Below are 19,762 nucleotides of genomic sequence, written 5' to 3'. Positions count from 1 at the left end.
AAAGAATGTTTTATCGACCTATCGCAAAAGCAAGCCCACCCTGATATAAGATGTCATCACTTCCAGCATATGCAAACCCTCCTGTTAGCTTATAATTACTTTCCTTACTCAAATATGTTATGCCAATTGCCATGGCAGTATTGCTTTTAAAGTTTCCTACTCCGATCATACCTGACAGCTGACCAGGTCTAGCCACTGCGTCTGAACCGTTGGATAAGGCCGCTGACATCGCTATGCCTTTGTAAGCAATTTCATCACCTTGTCGTGAATATTCACGTGAGTATTCGTACACTTTTGATAACTGTCCAACATTCACAGCATCATTATAATTAACACCTGGAGATACATTGGTTATTCTGCTATTGGCGGCATTTATGCCATTGTTGGATAGACTAGGACCATTATTGATTTGAATGCTATTTACCTGAATGTCGTTGCTTAGTCCTACACTAATGCCTTCACTTGTCGTTTGAACAGATACATTCTGATTGGTACTCTTCACTGCAATCGTATCGCCTAACTGATGTGTAGTGCTATTTGTACCATCGTTAAATGTAATTCCTTTAGATATCTTAGTAGTATTCTGCTGAACGACTGAATCTAGACTAGCAACGTTAGCAGCCGTATCGACCAAATCGTTTGTGTTTTTAGCAATAGCTGTATTTGCTGTTATTAAGTTATCGCTGTTTTTAGCGATAGCCACATTCGCCACATTCAAATCATTTTTGTTACTTGAGATATCATTTGAATTCTGAGATATCACTGTATTTGCTGTTATTAGATCATCTCTGTTTTTAGCTATACCACTGTTTGCGCTAACTAAATCTTCTGTATTTTTCAAAATATCATTGCTGTTTTTAGCTATCGTACTGTTCGCTGTCACTAAGTTTTCACTATTTTTCAGGATATCGCCTTTATTTTGCGAAATCTTAGTATTGGCAGTGGCTAAATCATCTATATTTTTTGAAATCTTAGTATTGGCAGTGATTAAGTCATCTGTGTTTTTTGAAATATTAGTATTGGCATTGATTAAATCATCCGTATTTTTCAAAATCTTGGTGTTAGCGTCGGCTAAATCATCTGTGTTTTTCGAAATCTTAGTGTTAGCGTCGGCTAAATCATCTGTGTTTTTCGAAATCTTAGTATTAGCATTGATTAAGTCATCCGTATTTTTCAAAACATTGGTATTAGCATTGGCTAAATCATCCGTGTTTTTCGAAATCTTGGTATTGGCATTGATTAAGTCATCAGCATTTTTTGAAATCTTGGTGTTGGCATTGATCAAGTCATTCGTGTTTTTTGAAACTTCAGACTCAATAACAATGAGCTTACCCACGTTTTGTGAAATGATATTCGTATTGCTAGAAATCGCGTTATTGGCCGTTACTAGATCACCAGTATTTTTAGCAATACCTGCGTTTGCTATTACTAAATCACCAGTGTTTTTGGCAATCCCCGCGTTTGCTATTACTAAATCATCAGTATTTTTGGCAATACCTGCGTTGGCCGTGGTCAATGCACTTGTATTGTCGGACACACTTGTGTTGATAGTACCAAGAGCACTTGCATACTGAGCGATCGAGCTAGTATTTTGAGAAATTGCATTATTGGCTGTCACTAAATCATTAGTATTTTTAGAAGTGGCGGACTTAACAGTGACTAGATCAGTCGCATTAGATGCAATGTTGGCCGTATTTGTCGAAATAAGAGTATTAGCGGTGGTTAAAGCATTTTTGGTATCATCGATTTCAACTTTGGCCGCAGCAATATCACTCTGATTTTTAAGTGCAATATCTCTATTTAGTGAGGTATTCATCGCAACAGAATATAACTGACTACCATTGACACTATCTGAGGAGGTTTGGGATATTTCACCAGCTGCTACGTTTTGAATTCTACGTTCATTATTGGCTGATCCTACTGATATAACACCGTTTGCCGTACTTGCTGCAAAGTTATTGTAATCGATGCTACCTATTACTGTATTGGCCACTCTGCCAGTGTTTCCAGCAGTCGTCGTATTGCCTTGTTGTCCGCTACTTTGTAACAACTGTGTTCCCACTTTGTCGCCTGTAGTTGCAACCGTATTGTTGCCTAAATAGACTGAGTTTTTGACTGTATTACTTATTGGTATGGCGTTACCAGCGTTATCAACTTGCCCTGTGTTATTAATATTAGAACCCAAAACAAATGTATCACTTGAGTTGATAATATTATTATTTCCAAGTGCATGGCTGTTCGCCACAGTATTATTTACTGCTCTGCTAGTAGTGGTAGGACTCGTAGCTTTTATAATATTAGACTGTCCAATGGTCGATGAACTTGCTGCTTCAACGATATTATTAGAACCAACCGCTATCGTTCTATTCGCTAAAGACTCGTTAGACGCTCCTACAGATAATGAGTTGGTACCATTAGCAATAGCATTGCGACCCAATGCCGTTGCATTCTCTCGAGTGGCTTGTGCGTTTTGTCCAGTTGCGGTGCTGTTTGCGCCTGTTGCCAGAGCATTTGCGCCGGTTGCGGTACTGTTCTGAGCCAACGCTATACTGTCATAACCTATTGCGGTGGTACGATCTGCCGTTGCTTCACTTTGCGCACCATTTGCTGTTGAGCCAAATCCTGAAGCAATGGCTCTACTACCTGAGGTGGTCGCATAAGACCCTGATGCCGTGCCTTCATAACCGATGGCGGTGGCTTCTAGACCAGTTGCCTTCACATTGACACCAGTTGCTGTTGTATTAACAGCGGTGGCTTTCGCATTGCGACCCAACGCCGTTGCATTCTCTTGAGTGGCTTGTGCGTTTTGTCCAGTTGCGGTGCTGTTTAAACCTGTCGCTAGAGCAATTGCGCCAACTGCTGTACTGTTTTGAGCCAACGCCACACTGTCGTAACCTATTGCAGTAGTACGGTCTGCCGTTGCTTCACTTTGTGCACCATTTGCTGTTGAGCCAAATCCTGAAGCAATGGCTCTACTACCTGAGGTGGTCGCATAAGACCCTGATGCCGTGCCTTCATAACCGATGGCGGTGGCTTCTAGACCAGTTGCCTTCACATTGACACCAGTTGCTGTTGTATTAACAGCGGTGGCTTTCGCATTGCGACCCAACGCCGTTGCATTCTCTTGAGTGGCTTGTGCGTTTTGTCCAGTTGCGGTGCTGTTTAAACCTGTCGCTAGAGCAATTGCGCCAACTGCTGTACTGTTTTGAGCCAACGCCACACTGTCGTAACCTATTGCAGTAGTACGGTCTGCCGTTGCTTCACTTTGTGCACCATTTGCTGTTGAGCCAAATCCTGAAGCAATGGCTCTACTACCTGAGGTGGTCGCATAAGACCCTGATGCCGTGCCTTCATAACCGATGGCGGTGGCTTCTAGACCAGTTGCCTTCACATTGACACCAGTTGCTGTTGTATTAACAGCGGTGGCTTTCGCATTGCGACCCAACGCCGTTGCATTCTCTTGAGTGGCTTGTGCGTTTTGTCCAGTTGCGGTGCTGTTTAAACCTGTCGCTAGAGCAATTGCGCCAACTGCTGTACTGTTTTGAGCCAACGCCACACTGTCGTAACCTATTGCAGTAGTACGGTCTGCCGTTGCTTCACTTTGTGCACCATTTGCTGTTGAGCCAAATCCTGAAGCAATGGCTCTACTACCTGAGGTGGTCGCATAAGATCCTGATGCCGTGCCTTCAAAACCGGTGGCGGTGGCTTCTAGACCAGTTGCCTTCACATTGACACCAGTTGCTGTTGTATTAACAGCGGTGGCTTTCGCATTGCGACCCAATGCCGTTGCATTCTCTCGAGTGGCTTGTGCGTTTTGTCCAGTTGCAGTGCTGTTTAAACCTGTTGCTCTACTGCTCACACCGGTTGCCGTTGTATTCTCTTGGGTAGCTTGTGCATCTTGTCCGGCTGCTGTGCTATTTAAGCCTATCGCTCTGCTACTCACACCTGATGCTGTCGTATTTGTATTGGTGGCTTGTGCGTCTTGTCCATTTGCTGTGCTGTTTGCGCCCGTTGCCAGAGCGTTCACACCAGCTGCTGTTGTATTTACAGCGGTAGCTTGTGCGTTTTGACCCATTGCCGTTGCATTTTCTTGAGTGGCTTGTGCGTTTTGTCCGTTTGCGGTGCTGTTTGAACCCGTTGCTCTACTACTCACACCAGATGCTGTCGTATTTGTATTGGTCGCCTGTGCATCCTGTCCGTTTGCTGTGCTGTTTGAACCTGTCGCTCTACTGCTCACACCGGTTGCCGTTGTATTGATGGCGGCCGCCTGTGCATCCTGTCCGTTTGCTGTGCTGTTTGAACCTGTCGCTCTACTACTCACACCGGTTGCCGTTGTATTGATGGCGGTAGCTTGTGCATCTTGTCCGTTTGCTGTGCTGTTTGAACCTGTCGCTCTACTACTTACACCAGCTGCTGTCGTATTTGTATTGGTCGCCTGTGCACCTTGTCCAGTTGCTGTGCTGTTTGAACCTGTCGCTCTACTACTCACACCAGCTGCTGTCGTATTTGTATTGGTCGCTTGCGCATCTCGTCCAATTGCAGTGCTGTTTCCACCCGTTGCTTGAGACTGTGCGCCATAGCTGCTTGAATTTGCACCGCTTGCTATGGCGCTCTCTCCAATAGCGGTACTATTTGCTACTAATGCTTGAGAACCATTACCGATGGCAATCGCTGTTGGGTCTGATGCTGTCGCGGCATCTCCATTGTTACTGTCACCAGCCCCTAGTATCTGTCCACCACCAATAGACACTCCCGATTGTAGGTTACCTGCTCCATCAGGACCTAATGATACTGATGAAGTACCAGCTCTATTTTCAACAACAACAGCTGCACCCTCTGTTACCTCGACATCACCGACGAACTCCTGCCCACATGACGGCGCATCTGCGGCATCAGCATCCAATGCAAGTGTAGTAAATCCAAGTGCAATACCTGCTGCTTGAGTCACTAGTGAGCCAACAACAAGAATAGAACCGCCAGCCCCGGCACCAAAAGGTAACGCCTGTATTGCTTCACCAGCTGCTTCTACAGCTATTGCAGCTAAATCAACACCTATCTGAGTATATTCTAGAGTACGAATTTCATTATCAATAGTTTCTGAACATTTTCTATTAGTTCTATCTGAATATCCTGATGACCCTGGCCCTGGCCCTGATCCTGTAGACTGTGGAGCCGTACCACCTACTGGTGCAGTTGGCAGATCATCTGGCACAACTACGGGTGCTGGTGGATTGTCTATACTGTCTATTAACTGATCTATATAAGGCCGGTTGGTATTGAGTTCATTAGTGTTAGTTTGTGTTTGAGCTTCATTTGCAGTGATCCGATCACGATTACTAACAATGACCTGACCCTCATCAAAGTATTCGTAGCTATTATCAAGAGGACCTAACGCATATGATGGAAAACTGACTGCACTCATTGCAATTATGAGAGCAGTTCTTTGTAAAATAGGTGTTTTAGTTGTCTTCATCATGATAAATACTCTATTTTAAATAGGAATTCATTACAGCATGGAACAAAAATATTTTTGAATTTGCAAACAAATTTCGTATTTTTTCACATGCTTGATAGATAGTTCATATAGGGGTTTACAGAAAATTATTTGAGAAAATGCTGAATAAATTGTACCGATATGAAAAATATTACATCTTTAAATAGGGCTTTTTGATGATGTAAATAAAAGTTGTTTAAATGTAATTGAAACTAAGTGACTATGTAATATTATTATTGTTTTGTAAACATTGCAAGCATATATTTATATAATCGAATATCTATTAGATCTGACAGAATATGGCCATAAAAAGACAGAACCACATATCTGAAATTTAAAAAGGTGCTATTCGCATGTTGATTCAAGCGCCAAGCGACTATATCTCTACATCGTCAGCCATCATAAAAGTATGATTCTCTCTAATGGAAAAATCTTGGTTCTCTATTTATTTAAGATTCACCGCTCTCACAACACTCCTGAAATTAGGATGCAAACCATTGATTTAGATCAATTCGATGGCGGTAGAATGCCTTTAGAGATGGTCACCAAATTAACCATATCGCATCGCCATTGTTCTCACGGTATAGAGTTATACCGAAATATATTAGGGGTCTGTGCTGAAATCTTTAGAACTGCAGATAGCCTACGACGTATAAGCATCAAAACTTAACGCCTAAAATTCAGCCTTAGTAAAGTATTGAAGTGTGGGTAAGAAGTCCCTTAGTACGCCAGCAGCATCTTATGGCATCTTAGTGTTTTGAACGGCTTGATTGAAAACGGATAATGATAGCGGTGGTTAACGTTAGTCTTTTTAGATTAAGCATGAGTGATCCTGTTTATCATCGTGATATCCTTATCAAGTATGTTATCTATTAACATCTTAAATCTAACAAGATTGTTGCAGGTGTCAATAGATGCATTCGAGTCATTGATGATGCCTACTGTGACAATTCGGGGCGCGTTAGGACGTGTACTCAATCTGAACGGAAACGACTACATGAGCCAAACATAGATAAATCTTGCCAAACAGTGTTAAATAGCGGGTCAACAAAAATTTATAGCTTATTTTGGTACACAAATGGTGTTCCAATTTTATTTACTGAGTCAATGGCGTTAGAAATTACTCAAAAACGCTAGAAAACACCGCCAACAAGTGGATAATGATAGGTCGAATCTTCTCAATTCCAGTTTATACGCTCATAAAAACCAAATATGGTCAGTCCTCTATAAATCAGATACGGTGTCAGGCTCGCTTAGTCTACTATTTGTAGTACTTTCCCTTGCCTTCCTTGTATCCAAACTATATTAAACCGACTATGGTTAACGAGCGTTCAGTGAACTGGAGTCATTATCAGTTAGTAGAATAAAAGGATTTAACATGCGACTGTCATCATTCATGCAAAAAATGCACAAACGCAACCCTAAACTGGGCAAAGTCGCCTCGCTTGCAACGGCGACAGGTGTGCTTGCTGGTAATAGCTTAATCGTTGCGCTACCCGTATGGCTGATGGGTGCTACCAAAGTCGTGACCGGTGCAGCGATCGCTGATGACACGATGATCAAAGTGACCAATTATTGGATAAACAGTAATAACGCTTTAATCGATAATATCTTACCGGAGAAAGACTGGCGTATCAGCCTACCTGATGACGTCAATATGCAAGGCAAGTACCTACTGATGAGTAATCATCAATCATGGGTAGATACCAGTATCGTGCAATATATTAGTGAAAATCGCTTACCGTTGACGCGCTTTTTCACCAAGTTTGAGCTGATATATATTCCTGTCATTGGTCAAGCTTTTTACTTTTTAGACTTTCCTATGATGCGTCGGCACTCTAAAGAAGCGATTGCTAAAAACCCAGCCTTACAAGGTAAGGATATTGAGGAAGCAAAACGCGCGTGCGCCCTCCTCAAAGACAAACCCTTTACCTTATTGAACTATTTAGAAGGGACGCGCTTTACCCAAGACAAGCATGACAAACAGCAGTCACCTTATAAGCATCTGCTCAAGCCTCGCGCGGGTGGTCTCTCATTGGCGATCAATGCGTTGGGTAAAGAGATGGATGGCATCTTGGATATGACCATCGTTTATCCTGACGGGGTGCCGACGTATAGTGATCTGTGGAAGGGCAACATTAAGCGTTTGGGTGTCGACGTGCGACATGTCGAGATACCTGATGCACTATTTGATGCAGTCAAAAACGGTGGTTATGAGAATGATGAGGCCATCAAGGCGCAAATGTTTGCTTGGATAGAGGAAATGTGGCATCAAAAAGATCAGCGTATTAGCGCTATGCTGGCTGAATTTGATAACCGTCCTGACGTCTAAACCAATCAATAGAAAAGTTAATAAATAAGGCTTATATATTTTGATACTTTGACCCCCACATTAAAAAAGTGAGTGGGGTGTCAAAAAGCATGCTTGGTGGTTAGAGCATGACTATAGTTAGGTCAATACAAGAAAGAGACAGCGCAGAGAATATTAACTAGCTGTTTGGCAAGATTTAGCCGTTTCTAACCCATTTAGTCACTTTCGTTCAGATTGAGGACACGCCCTGACTCATCAAGGTATTTAAATATGAAACGTGCCAATCAATTACAGCCATTATCTCGCCAGCATCATCTTGGTCTCAACTTGTCTCGTCATGCGAAAGAATGCACTGACACGGTTACAGAGATTGCCAAGCACTGGCATAATCTCACCGCTTATATCGACGATATGCAATATCACTTTCAGATTGAAGATCATTTTCAGATTGAAGACAACTTAATTGCTAATGCGTTAGAGCCTTATCGAGCATCTCAACCTGAAGTAGCATCGGTATTAGCGGCGCTTGCTGGTCAGCATAAACGCTTGCAGACCCTGATAGATGCGGGTCAAAAAACGGCGAGTCAGTCTCTAACGAGAGTACAAGTCAGAGAGCTTGGCACGTTACTATACGACCATATTCGTTTTGAGGAGCGCGAACTATATCCTATTGTAGAGAAGTATCTAACAGAGGATGAGCTGGATGCTGTTTATCAAGCAAGCCCAGACAGTATTAAGCGCTCAGATGAGAACCGCTAGAAATTAGAGTATGTTAAAAATGCGGTTTGCGTCGCTTCTATTGGCGTTAATTGAGCATCAGCGTTGATTTAGCTTATTGACAGTGGCAATCAAGGCGACCATGATGATACCAATGATAATAAGAATGCCGGACATCATATGTGCCGCTTCATAATTCAGCGCCTCAACTTGCTCATAGATAGCAATCGAGACGACTTTGGTCTCACCTGAGATACTCCCACCTATCATCAATACCACTCCAAACTCGCCAATGGTATGGGCAAAGCTAATTAAGCTGCCAAGAATAATACCAACGCGCGCTTGTGGCAATGCTACTTTCATAAAGCGCCTCAGACGACTTGGCTCCAATAAATGCGCCACTTCGATGACGCTGGCTGGAATGCGCAAAAACTGAGCGTAGACAGGCTGAATATAAAAGGGCAACGAGTAAATAATAGAGCCGATGACAAGCCCTTCAAAGGTAAAGATGAATGGGCTGATATCATGCTCAGCGAGCCATCTACCGATACCCACGTTGGGGCTTAATAGCAGTAATAAATAAAAGCCAATCACGGTAGGCGGTAATACTAACGGCAACGCGATAACGCCCATTAGTAAGACTTTAAAACGACTAAGTACTCGGCCACGGCTCGGTTTGGCGAGCCAATAAGCGACAGGCGTGGCAAACAGTAATAAGCATAAGGTCGTAACACTAGCGAGCTTAACGCTCACCCACAATGGACTGAGCATGTCTGCCATAAAAGATTGGGCTATCATAACGTCATTGCTCTTTCTTGGTCGTTGCTAGCCATTAATGATCGTAACAAGTAATATAGTCAAAATATACTAAAAACGCGACGGTCTTGCTGATATCAATTTTTTGTCGCCTCTGTCTGTGTAAGCACAGCAAGCAAGGAAAATTAATATCAGCAGTGCCTGATGGTTCAATATTACTTTTCACTCACTATATCATTCACAAAAATTAGAGTAGCAAGGAAAAAGAGTACAAGTAATACGCATTGTAGGCCAAGCAATTTTGACACAGCTAATCGTATTTTTGGGTTTAGTATAAGGATAATGCTTGGTTATTTAACCATTAAATAGCCCGCTTGTGAGAAATAGTGTTGTCCTGCTTTTGAACGTAAATAATCTGTAAAATCTGTGGCAATGAGTGCATCACTAATGACGATTCCATCTTGCAAAATCGCTGGATAAGAGGTTGGTGCTAACGTGATAAATTGTTCGGGTTTGGCTTTGATAGCGATGATTTGCGACTGTGCAACAAAGCCATAGTCCACACTGCCCGTATGTGCGTATTGAAATGCTTGGCCGATATTTTCTGCTTGTATCAGGCGTTTTTGCTTATTTAAAGTGTTATATAAATTTTGCGACTGTAAATAGGCTTGTGCCGATGCGCCATAAGGGGCAAGCTCAGGATTAGCGATGGCTATCTTGCCATTAGCGTCTTTTATGAGTAAATCACTCAGCATTGCTGGACTCGATTTATCCAACGACTTAGTGACGCTATATAGTGCCAACTGGCCTTGCGTATAAGTAAACGCTGTATAGCTCTCATTATTTTTAGCGTTATTAACGACTCTTTCAGCCGCCAGTTTGGCAGGAAATTCTTGATTGGCAGATAAGAATATATCGTAAGGTGCGCCTGCTTTTATTTGCGCGTATAACTTGCCTGACGAGGCATAAGTGACGTCAATATCTTGTGCCGCTAAGTTTTCATCTGTTTTATAACCGTCAATAATTTGAGGCAACACATCCGATAAATTGGCAGCAGCAGCGATACGCAGGGTTTGGGTTTGCTCAGGTGTCTGGCTAGCAGAATCCGTGTCAACCGTATTTTCTGCTGTACAAGCGCTTAACGCTACTAGTAAAAATGCAAAGATAGGTGTCACTGCCATCAACTTAGCCATTACTAACCATCCTCGTTCTTAACCGTTATTGCTAAGCCACTTCGAAACATCATTGTCGTAATACTCTTGTTTCCACACCGGAATGTCTGCTTTAATCGTATCTAGTATCCAGCGGCAAGCATCAAAAGCGGGATAACGATGGGCAGAAACCACGCCCACCCAGACAGCGACATCGCCTATCTCTAAAGCACCAATACGATGGATGGCAATAGCATGAGTGATTTCAAAACGCTTTTTGGCTTCTTCGATAATTGCGCGACCTTGATTCAGTGCCAAGTCTTCATAGCCATAATAGGTTAAGCGCTCAACGCTGGCGGCATTATTGTGATTGCGTACTCTGCCCTCAAAGCAAACGAAAGCACCGCAGCTATCATCATCGAGGGTGTTTTTGAGTCGGTTTTCATCAATCACCACATCCAATAACGCAAAGCCATCACGCTCAGCGATTAGGTAGGCTTCGTCGATGCTACGCTTGATGGTCATTGAGTGGCTATGGACGTTATCTGTCATGTGATATCTCTATTTAATGTCTCTATGTGCTATCTTTTTAAATACGAAGCGCTCTACTAAAATTTAACCACCCGCGACTGGCGTGATAAATACCACACTGTCACCATCATGGATCTGGTCTGTCCATTTAGCAAAGTAATCATTTACCGCCACGCGTAGCTCTGCCTGCGGGCGACTAAAGCGATGCTTTTGACTAAGTTGTTCATACAGCTCAGTTAATGAGGTCGACTGCTCAACGCTGACCGCTTCTTCTTGGCAGTTGGCTTCATCCGCTAAGCTGGCGAAATATAGCACGTTAATAGTCATCGTTGCTTCAGTGTTTGGTGCTACATCAATAGTACTCATAAAAACCTTCCATTCTGTGTAAGCTATCGATCGTTATACTGATATTACTGCTTATTTAATAATGCTCATCGTGAAAAAATCCCATCAATCTAAGCCTGATTTTAAGCATGACTATAATCTGATTTGCCGCCTGTTTTTGTCACCAAATGAATATTATCAATAACGATATCATGCGATAGTGCTTTGGTCATATCATAGATCGTCAGACAAGCAATGCTAACGGCAGTTAAGGCTTCCATCTCCACCCCAGTTTTATGCGTGACTTTGACAGTGCCGCTGACGGTAATGGCATGCAGCGCATCATCGTAGGCAAAGGCTAGACCAATCTTGTCTAGCGGCAATGGATGACACAATGGAATCAAATCATGAGTTCGCTTGGCAGCCATGATACCGGCGATATGCGCCGTCTGAGTAATGCTACCCTTTTTGGTCATGCCATCAGCCGCTTTGATTTGAGCATAAATATCACTTGGAAAACGCACTTGTCCGACCGCGTTGGCTTCTCGCGTCGTTGCCGTCTTACCACTGACATCGACCATGGTAATATCACCATTGCCATCTAGATGCGATAAGCTAGATTGTCTGCTGTCTTGACTGTTGCTATTCATTGGTAATTTCTCTTGATAAACTTTTTTTATAAATCGCTTAACGCTGCGCAGGCACGTTGGAAATCTTCAGGGGTATTAAAGTTGGTTAGACGCTGCCAATTTTCTGTCAAAGGCACAGCTTGCGTAAGAGGCTTAATAAATGACATGACACGGCGTTGACCGCTATCAATATAAGCCTTTAAATCGGCCTCAATACTCAATTGATACAGCCCTAACAACGGATATAGATGGCTATCATCGGTTAGGCAAACCACTTTTTTATCGGCCACTTGACTAATCACTGGTTGTAATTTCTGCCACAAGCCTGTTGCCGGTATTAAACTATCGCAGCTAATAACGAGTAACCATGATGAGCCGGATTTTTGGTTTGGCATTGTATCAGTGAGCTTGGCTAATGTCTGCAAAGCTGATTCAATAGCAACCAATGCTCCACCGTTATCACTCTGCTCGTCATCATTGACAGGAGTGTAATCAGCAATATGCATAATTGGAGATTGTGGATTACCAATACTTAAATCTAAATCAACCGTAAAACCACGCTCATTGTCCGCAATCATAATCGGTATATTGAAATCAGTTGCATTTTCGGCAGCTGCTTTTAGTTCAAGGACATGACCCACATGATAGTCTAACAGCCGCTCACCTGTCGGTAGGGTGAGTTCCGCTTTGGGCACGCCCATACGCTTGGACGCGCCACCCGCTAAGATGACTACGCCTGCCAAACTATTTAGATGTGGTGCAGTATTAGCCATCATTAAATATCAGTCATGGCCAGGGTTTTGTGCCAAAAAGTGTGGCACAAAATTGCACGGACGAGTACGGCTATCGAACTGCTCTTTTAAGATATTTTCCCAGCCAGTACGACACGCGCCTGATGAGCCCGGTAAGCAAAATATACCCGTGCCATTTGCCATGCCAGCGACTGCTCTTGATTGTACCGTAGACATGCCAATTTCATCTTTTGAGATGAGACGAAACATTTCACCAAAGCCATCGATCGACTTATCAAACAACACCTTAACAGCCTCTGGCATACTGTCTCTGATAAAAAATCCCGTACCGCCCGTCGTAATCACCGCATGAACCTTTGGATCTGCAATCCAACCACTGATAACCGCTCTTATCTGGTAGATATCATCAGAGATCAATTGACGATCTGCTAAGCGATGCCCTGCTTCGGTTAAGCTGTCTGCCAAGTATTGTCCTGAAGTATCTTCTGCGATTGTGCGACTGTCAGAGACGGTTAATACGGCAATATTAAGCGGTGTAAATGCTGCAGCGGGTTTGCTCATAGAATTTCCTAGAGAAGGTGATGTTAATGTTTAAAAAAGCGTAACGTGCTCACTAATTTAACCGCCAATGATTGACAGATTGTGCATAATGCCACTATTTGCATCATGCAAATGATGATGCTCAGGTTTAATCGGCATAAAGCTATGTAGATCATTGACTAAACCCTGCACATCATCGTTCTGTAAATGCTGACGAATATCATAGTTGCCTTGATCGAATAAGCACAGATGCACTTTTCCTTGACTGCTCACCCGTAGGCGATTACAGGTATCACAAAAATGCGCCGCATAAGGGGCAATCATACCAATGCGCCCCAGATAATCAGGATGGCTGTACTCTACCGCAGGACCATCGCTACTGCCACGCTCATGCGGCTGCCAACCATGCTCTAATAAATAATCGGTGATAATATCGGACTGGGCATGCTGGGCAAAAAACAGATCGCTATTGTCACTGGTCTGCATGAACTCAATAAATCGATAAGTCACTTGTCTATCTTTGACGTAGTCAATGGCATCCATCAGATTTTCAAAGGCAGTTTCTGCCATCAACACACTGTTAATTTTAAGCTTAATATCCGTGGTTTGGAGTAAGGTGTCCATATCAGCGAGCAGTTGTGGCAAGCTATCAAAGCCTGTCATCTTATGAAAGGTAGCAGCATCAAAGCTGTCCATGCTGATATTTAACTGGTCGAGCCCAGCCGCTTGCCAACTGGCTAAATGCTTACCCAGCTTATAACCATTACTGGTCATCGCCACCGTTTCAATGCCATCAGTTTGTTTAATGGTTTCAATAATCTCGACGACATCACGACGGATAGAGGGCTCACCGCCAGTGATTCTAACTTTTTTGGTGCCGACTTGAGCAAAGCCGCGTATCAGTGTGGTAATCTCAGGGAGGCTGAGCTCATTATCAGGGCGTTTGCCTTGATAGCCGTTAGGCAAGCAGTATTCACAGCGAAAATTACAGAAGTCAGTAATAGACAAACGCAGATAAGTGAGACGTCGAGCAAAACCATCAGTTAACGGTTGAGAGTGCTCAATATCTTGCTCGGTAGGTGCTGCTACAGACGCGGCTTGATAGTTATCAAAAGCGGCGACTGCTGTTACTGTAGACATACTAGGCGAATACAGTTGTGCATGGCCTATCTTAATGTTGTCATCACTCATATTTTCCTACCATCAGTAGTGCTTGTGAGCAGCATTACTTTATTATTCGTGTTTGGCCTACCATTGTATGATTTATTTTCAGTTTTTTTGTATTCATCTTATAGAGATTTAGAAAACTGTCACTACGCATGTAGCCAAGGGAACGGCTGCACAATGACGCTATCACCTGATGCCACATTACCACTGTCTTTGTCCAAAACAACAAAGCAATTCGCTCGGCTAAGCTGTTTAATTCTATGTGATTGCTGACCTGAGAAGCACTCAACTTGATAACTGCCAGCATCGTTTTGTGTGAGAACGCCCCGCTGAAAGTCCTTACGACCGGCTGATTTTCTGATATCGTTTGTGAGCGTTGCTTTGACACTCAGTTGCATAGGTCGCTCTGTTAGACCAGCGCCTGACATTTGCCACAAGGCTGGTATCACAAACTGTAGCGCCCCAACGACCGTCGATAGTGGATTGCCCGGCAGACCAAAATATAACACGGGTTTAGCTATATTTTGGTTTAATTCACCAAACACAAACGGCTTGCCCGGCTTCATCGCGACTTTATAGTGGTTAATCTGACCCAGCTGTTCAATCACAGTGGTCAAAAAATCATAATCACCAACCGAGACGCCAGCCGTTGATATCAGGACATCGCAGTCTTGCATTGCTTTATGAACAGCGGCAGTCGTCTGCTCTAGATTATCAGGGATAATGCCGTAATCACGAATGGTCACTGGCAGATCAGCCAGCATGGTTTTGAGTGTGGGCGTATTGGAATTATATATTTGCGCCAAGCTTGTCAGCTCATTGCCAATAGCAACCAGCTCATCACCAGTTGCTAACAAGCCTACGATCAACGGCTGAAATACCTTGACTTGGCTGACTCCCAAATTAGCCAATAAGCTAATATCAGTAGCATTAAGGCGTTTACCTACCTTTAAAACGGCTTCGCCCGATTCAATTTCTTCACCTTGTTTGCGAATATTGCTATCGATCTGAGCCGTTTGCGACAGCGTCACCGTGTAAGGTTTTGATTTATCGATTGAGTCTCTAATAGCGGCAAAGTTAGTATTCTCTTGCATGATGACCGTGTCACAGCTATCTGGAACGACCGCGCCAGTAAAGATACGCACACCTTGTCGCGCTGTTAACTCGCCAGTATAAGCACTGCCCGCTTGTGATTCGCCAATGATTTGAATGCTGCTGTCGTTTGATATATCGCTGCCATGAGCAATGGCATAACCATCCATCGCTGATAGATTCTGTCTTGGTATATCGAATGTTGCGGTGATATCTTGCGCCAGTATTTGGTTACGACTGTCTAGCAGCTCACAGGTGTTGAGCACCCTTGTTGGTAGTGGAAAGTCATTATTATTATAAGTATCTACGCGCAGCTTTATCGCTGTCTGTAACGCTTCCATCGTAATCATAAGAGCACACTCAGTTTGTCGGTTGTTATTAGTATTACATTATAATTATTCATTATAGTGAGGCATTGCTGACAGTTTATCATTTGCAGCCCGTATTTTTTGCTATCAGCGTTAATTGCATCCTTTCTATATTGTTGTAGCCGGTTTTATATAACGTCAATGTAGGCATACTTAAGTTTTTGATAGCATCATACAAATAGGTTTATATAGCACCGTTCTCGTTAAACACTAACAGATAATCGACATCAGGGCATGTCCTCAATCTGAACGGAAGAGACTAAATAGGCTAAATACCATCAAACTGTATCAAATAGCTGGTCAATATCTCGATATTGACCAGCTATTTTTCTTGTTTGGCTACCATTTATCTCGTTTTTATCGCCATTTTTAAAATGATGACATGCCCGAATAGTGAGTACTTAATTTTAACTGCTTAATTTTCAATGCGAGCCGTTTAACTCAGTACCGTTTAACTCAGTGCCTTTTAAGTAAGCTGACACCTGGAAATCAATGCCTTTAGATAGGGCATAAAAAAGCACCTAGGTTAAGGTGCTTTTTTGTGTTCATAATTATTTATAATCATGAACATATTTGTCAAAAACGGTGGCGTTGATTATTACATAATAGCGCCAGCAACCAACTTCACCATGATGTCAATGAAGAAGCACTACGCTGACTGATAAAACCGTCTGGTGTTTGAGCATTATCGGCTTGCCAGCGCTGGAATGCTTTGCGGGTATTGGTACCGATAATACCATCTGTGCCTTTGGTGTCATAACCTGCACTGGTTAAGCGCTGCTGCAATCTAGTCACTTGAGAAGTCGATAACGGGTTTTCATAGCGCGGCCATGATTTTCGTAGACCACTTTGCCCAGCCAGTGCTTTACCGAGCAAGCTCACACCCAGCGCATAGCTCGATGAGTTGTTATAGACTTTGATCACATCAAAATTTGGGCTTAACAATAGCACTGGGCCATCTTTACCTGCTGGTAGCCATAGCTCCATTTGCGTATTGGCATCAAGATAAATATCATCTATGGTATCAACGCCAAGCGCTGCCCATCTAGCCGCAGGTTGCTTGCTACCGACAACTGAGTAATCAAATGAGGCCGGAACCGTTACTTCATAAAAAGGCGCCAGACCGCGAACCCAGCCTGAATTGCTGAGATAATTGGCAGTAGAAGCCAAGGCATCACCCGTTGACCATGGGTTGCGATGACCATTACTATCGCCATCGACACCATGCTCTAACCAAGTACCTGGGATGAACTGCGTCTGTCCCATACCGCCAGCCCAAGAGCCTTCTAACTGCGACCAAGACACATCACCGCGCTGCAATAGCGTCGCTAATGATAGCAACTGCGTTTCGGCGAACTCTTGGCGACGACCATCATAAGCAAGGCTAGAGAGTGCGCTTGGCAAGTCGCTATTGCCAGTCACCACACCATATGACGACTCCATGCCCCAAATCGCAGCGACGGTTTCTGCACTTACCCCATACTGCGATTCTAATTGTGACAAAAATGCGCGTTGCTCAGCAAACTTGCGCTTACCCGTACTCACACGCCCATCTGATACCGCAGAATCAACATATTCCCACGGCATCTTTGAAAACTCCGGCTGTCCTGAGTCAAGCGAGATGACCTGCTGATTTAAGTAAGCAGAATCCATCAGACGTCGAACCGTTGAGGCATCATAGCCTGATGACAGCGCACGCATGGAGAAGTCAGACTTCCAATCAGAAAAGCTGTTGTAGCTTGGTTTTGCCACTGGCTGCGGCTTGATGACCGGTGCTGGTGTTGGCTTTACTTGAATGGTTTGAGTCTGGGTAATCTGTACATTACCTTGACGCACAGGCTTGCTAGGTTTTTGCATTGCCTGTTGACTGGTACAACCTACCATCACTAAGGCAGGAAAAAGGGCAATATACTGTTTTTTTAACATCATAAAAACTCTCAATTATGAATAAGTGACTTAGCGATTAGCGGCAACAATTAGCAGCAGTTCATCAAATTTAACGTCTAAGCATTTAACGTCCAAGCATTTAACGTCAAAGCATTTAACGTCCAAGTACAGCCCGTGGATCGATAGGATTGCCATTCAAGCGCACTTGAAACTCTAGGCCGACTTGGTTGGTTTGACCACTGCTACCCATACTGGCAATACGCTGGCCAAGTTGTACTTGCTCGCCTTCTTTGACCAGTAATTGATTATTGTGAGCGTAGGCGGTGATGTAATTATCGCTGTGGCGAATCATGATGAGGTTGCCATACTCTGGTAGACCACTGCCCGAATACAGCACAGTTCCAGATTGGCTAGCAAGCACAGGATCACCTTCGTTACCAGCAAACCACATGCCCATGTTACCGGCTGCCGCATCAAAGTTGCGAACCACTTGGTTACGACTTGGATAGTCATAGCCTGATGTCGCGTTGGCCGTTACTTCATATGCTGGCGTTGGTGTGCTGGTGACAGGAGGCGTATAAGTCGGCTGTGACGGAGCAGAGGTATTAGCACCATTATAAGTGTTATAGCGATTGTTGCTAGCTGCCGTTACTGGCGCGCCTTCCCATAGCTTCAACCATTGACCGCTATAGATGGTATATTTACTATCCAAACCGTTCATCGCCCCAATTTGACGATAGCTCAAGCGATAGCGCTCAGCGATTTGACTGACCGTATCGCCACGCTGCACGCGATGATAGTTAGGAACGCCTTTAGCATTGGTAATAATCTTAGGTCCCGCTTGGTTAGCTGATTGGTAAGTAGGCTTCGTCGCACAGCCGACTATCGCTAACGATGCTGCTGTCAACGTCCCTATCAATGCTACCGTTGCCAAGCGCGATCCAGCAATAAGCTTCTTCATACAAGATTTCCTATTCTTTATGTTACTCACAAACTCCTTGTGCTAATCACAAGCATTTTGCTAACTTTTATACCGTTTAATTTTTGTCAAATACCATCATCAACAACTCGATAATAAATGATTTTTCTAATCTTTGGCAGCGCTAAATTATAGCATTAACGCCGACAGCCTATTGAGAGTGCCTGCTGGCGTATGATGCAAGCGTACTGGTGATAGACTAATATAACCCGCTGCCACCGCTTGGTCATCCGTCATATTAGTTGCCGATGACTGAGTGTCTTCAATTTCTGCTGGCGACTCGTATTGCTGCTTACGTAGCGATAGCCAATAGGCATCTCGCCCGCGCGGATCCACCACATGATGCACAGGCCGTGCTATTTGGCTATGTCCCAGACAGGTAATTTTTCGACCTTTGATATCATCAGCATCATTTACATCGGGGATATTAACGTTTAATACATGATAGGGCAAACTTTTGAATGCCTCTACTATAGATGTTTCGGTTAGCAGTTTGACGATTTCATCGGCAGCCATTTGATAGCGGCTCGTTTGATCTTGTCCATTGCCTGTCATCCTTGCCCCTACCAGAGAAGTCGCAATTGCAGGCAATCCAAAGAGCTGCGCGGTCAATGCCGCGCCAAAAGTGCCCGAAAACAATACATCTTGCCCCAAGTTAGCTCCTGAGTTAATACCGGTAATCACGCAGTCAAAGTGTGTGTCTTGATATAGCTCGTGTAACGCCAAATAAACACAGTCCGCAGGCGACCCATTAACCGCGATAAACCCCGAGGGTAATTGATGAGTATATAACGGCTGGGAGATGCTTAAGGCGCTACCACAGCCACTCTGCTCATTGTTTGGGGCAACTACCATCACCTCGCCAACCTTTGATAAGGCTTGCGCCAATGCTAACAATCCTGGTGCATGTACCCCATCATCATTACTCACTAAAAATTTCATTTGTACTCAATATATTTAGGTTTGACCGTCTGTCTGCTTGTCTACTTTAAAAGGATAAAATTGTTATACTCAGCCCGTTATTTGACGGTTTATTGCTTAGCGCAACTCACACTGACGGACGG

15 protein-coding genes are annotated in these 19,762 nt (G+C 43.7%); 2 read left to right on the top strand and 13 right to left on the bottom strand.

Going from position 1 to position 19,762, the window contains the following annotated elements:
- Window positions 1-10 precede the first annotated feature (10 nt).
- Window positions 11-5,476 carry a beta strand repeat-containing protein gene (locus tag ACMFL8_RS04000; protein ID WP_413190143.1) on the bottom strand — a complete coding sequence of 1,822 codons (5,466 nt, stop codon included), beginning with the start codon at window positions 5,474-5,476 and terminating at the stop codon, window positions 11-13.
- Between the two features lie 1,396 nt (window positions 5,477-6,872).
- Here ACMFL8_RS04000 and ACMFL8_RS03995 point away from each other — a divergent pair.
- Window positions 6,873-7,826: an acyltransferase gene (locus tag ACMFL8_RS03995; RefSeq protein WP_189586591.1), complete on the top strand. Its 954-nt coding sequence runs from the start codon at window positions 6,873-6,875 to the stop codon at window positions 7,824-7,826.
- A gap of 249 nt (window positions 7,827-8,075) precedes the next feature.
- Complete coding sequence (locus ACMFL8_RS03990; RefSeq protein WP_413190142.1) at window positions 8,076-8,564, top strand: hemerythrin domain-containing protein; 489 nt, start codon at window positions 8,076-8,078, stop codon at window positions 8,562-8,564.
- A 57-nt stretch (window positions 8,565-8,621) separates the two neighbouring features.
- Here the strand turns inward: ACMFL8_RS03990 and modB are convergent, their stop codons facing one another.
- The 12 genes from modB to surE all read right to left on the bottom strand — a co-directional run bounded on the left by modB (window position 8,622) and on the right by surE (window position 19,640).
- A complete protein-coding gene (modB, locus tag ACMFL8_RS03985; protein WP_189586585.1) occupies window positions 8,622-9,320 on the bottom strand; it encodes a molybdate ABC transporter permease subunit in 699 nt (232 codons plus the stop codon).
- A gap of 308 nt (window positions 9,321-9,628) precedes the next feature.
- The gene (gene modA, locus ACMFL8_RS03980; RefSeq protein ID WP_413190141.1) at window positions 9,629-10,471 is read right to left on the bottom strand and encodes a molybdate ABC transporter substrate-binding protein; all 843 of its coding nucleotides are present in this window, start codon (window positions 10,469-10,471) and stop codon (window positions 9,629-9,631) included.
- An 18-nt stretch (window positions 10,472-10,489) separates the two neighbouring features.
- Window positions 10,490-10,981: a molybdenum cofactor biosynthesis protein MoaE gene (locus tag ACMFL8_RS03975; RefSeq protein ID WP_413190140.1), complete on the bottom strand. Its 492-nt coding sequence runs from the start codon at window positions 10,979-10,981 to the stop codon at window positions 10,490-10,492.
- A gap of 63 nt (window positions 10,982-11,044) precedes the next feature.
- A complete protein-coding gene (locus tag ACMFL8_RS03970) occupies window positions 11,045-11,326 on the bottom strand; it encodes a MoaD/ThiS family protein (RefSeq protein ID WP_413190139.1) in 282 nt (93 codons plus the stop codon).
- A gap of 101 nt (window positions 11,327-11,427) precedes the next feature.
- Window positions 11,428-11,934, bottom strand: a complete 507-nt coding sequence (moaC, locus tag ACMFL8_RS03965; protein ID WP_413190138.1) for a cyclic pyranopterin monophosphate synthase MoaC — start codon at window positions 11,932-11,934, stop codon at window positions 11,428-11,430.
- Window positions 11,935-11,960: 26 nt separating this feature from the next.
- Window positions 11,961-12,689, bottom strand: a complete 729-nt coding sequence (locus ACMFL8_RS03960; RefSeq protein WP_413190137.1) for a molybdenum cofactor guanylyltransferase — start codon at window positions 12,687-12,689, stop codon at window positions 11,961-11,963.
- A gap of 6 nt (window positions 12,690-12,695) precedes the next feature.
- Window positions 12,696-13,226 carry a molybdenum cofactor biosynthesis protein B gene (gene moaB / locus ACMFL8_RS03955; protein ID WP_413190136.1) on the bottom strand — a complete coding sequence of 177 codons (531 nt, stop codon included), beginning with the start codon at window positions 13,224-13,226 and terminating at the stop codon, window positions 12,696-12,698.
- A 57-nt stretch (window positions 13,227-13,283) separates the two neighbouring features.
- The gene (gene moaA, locus ACMFL8_RS03950; RefSeq protein ID WP_413190135.1) at window positions 13,284-14,396 is read right to left on the bottom strand and encodes a GTP 3',8-cyclase MoaA; all 1,113 of its coding nucleotides are present in this window, start codon (window positions 14,394-14,396) and stop codon (window positions 13,284-13,286) included.
- Between the two features lie 122 nt (window positions 14,397-14,518).
- On the bottom strand, window positions 14,519-15,814 hold the full coding sequence (gene glp, locus ACMFL8_RS03945) for a gephyrin-like molybdotransferase Glp (RefSeq protein ID WP_413190134.1): 1,296 nt from the start codon (window positions 15,812-15,814) through the stop codon (window positions 14,519-14,521).
- A 642-nt stretch (window positions 15,815-16,456) separates the two neighbouring features.
- Window positions 16,457-17,761, bottom strand: a complete 1,305-nt coding sequence (locus ACMFL8_RS03940) for a lytic murein transglycosylase (protein WP_413190133.1) — start codon at window positions 17,759-17,761, stop codon at window positions 16,457-16,459.
- Window positions 17,762-17,873: 112 nt separating this feature from the next.
- The gene (locus ACMFL8_RS03935; RefSeq protein ID WP_413190132.1) at window positions 17,874-18,680 is read right to left on the bottom strand and encodes a LysM peptidoglycan-binding domain-containing M23 family metallopeptidase; all 807 of its coding nucleotides are present in this window, start codon (window positions 18,678-18,680) and stop codon (window positions 17,874-17,876) included.
- Between the two features lie 147 nt (window positions 18,681-18,827).
- A complete protein-coding gene (gene surE, locus ACMFL8_RS03930; protein WP_413190131.1) occupies window positions 18,828-19,640 on the bottom strand; it encodes a 5'/3'-nucleotidase SurE in 813 nt (270 codons plus the stop codon).
- Window positions 19,641-19,762: the final 122 nt, after the last annotated feature.

Source organism: Psychrobacter sp. AT9 (assembly GCF_047272965.1).
GTDB lineage: Bacteria > Pseudomonadota > Gammaproteobacteria > Pseudomonadales > Moraxellaceae > Psychrobacter > Psychrobacter glaciei.
The sequence above is the reverse complement of the archived record's forward strand: the minus strand, read 5'-3'. Positions and strand labels throughout refer to the sequence as shown.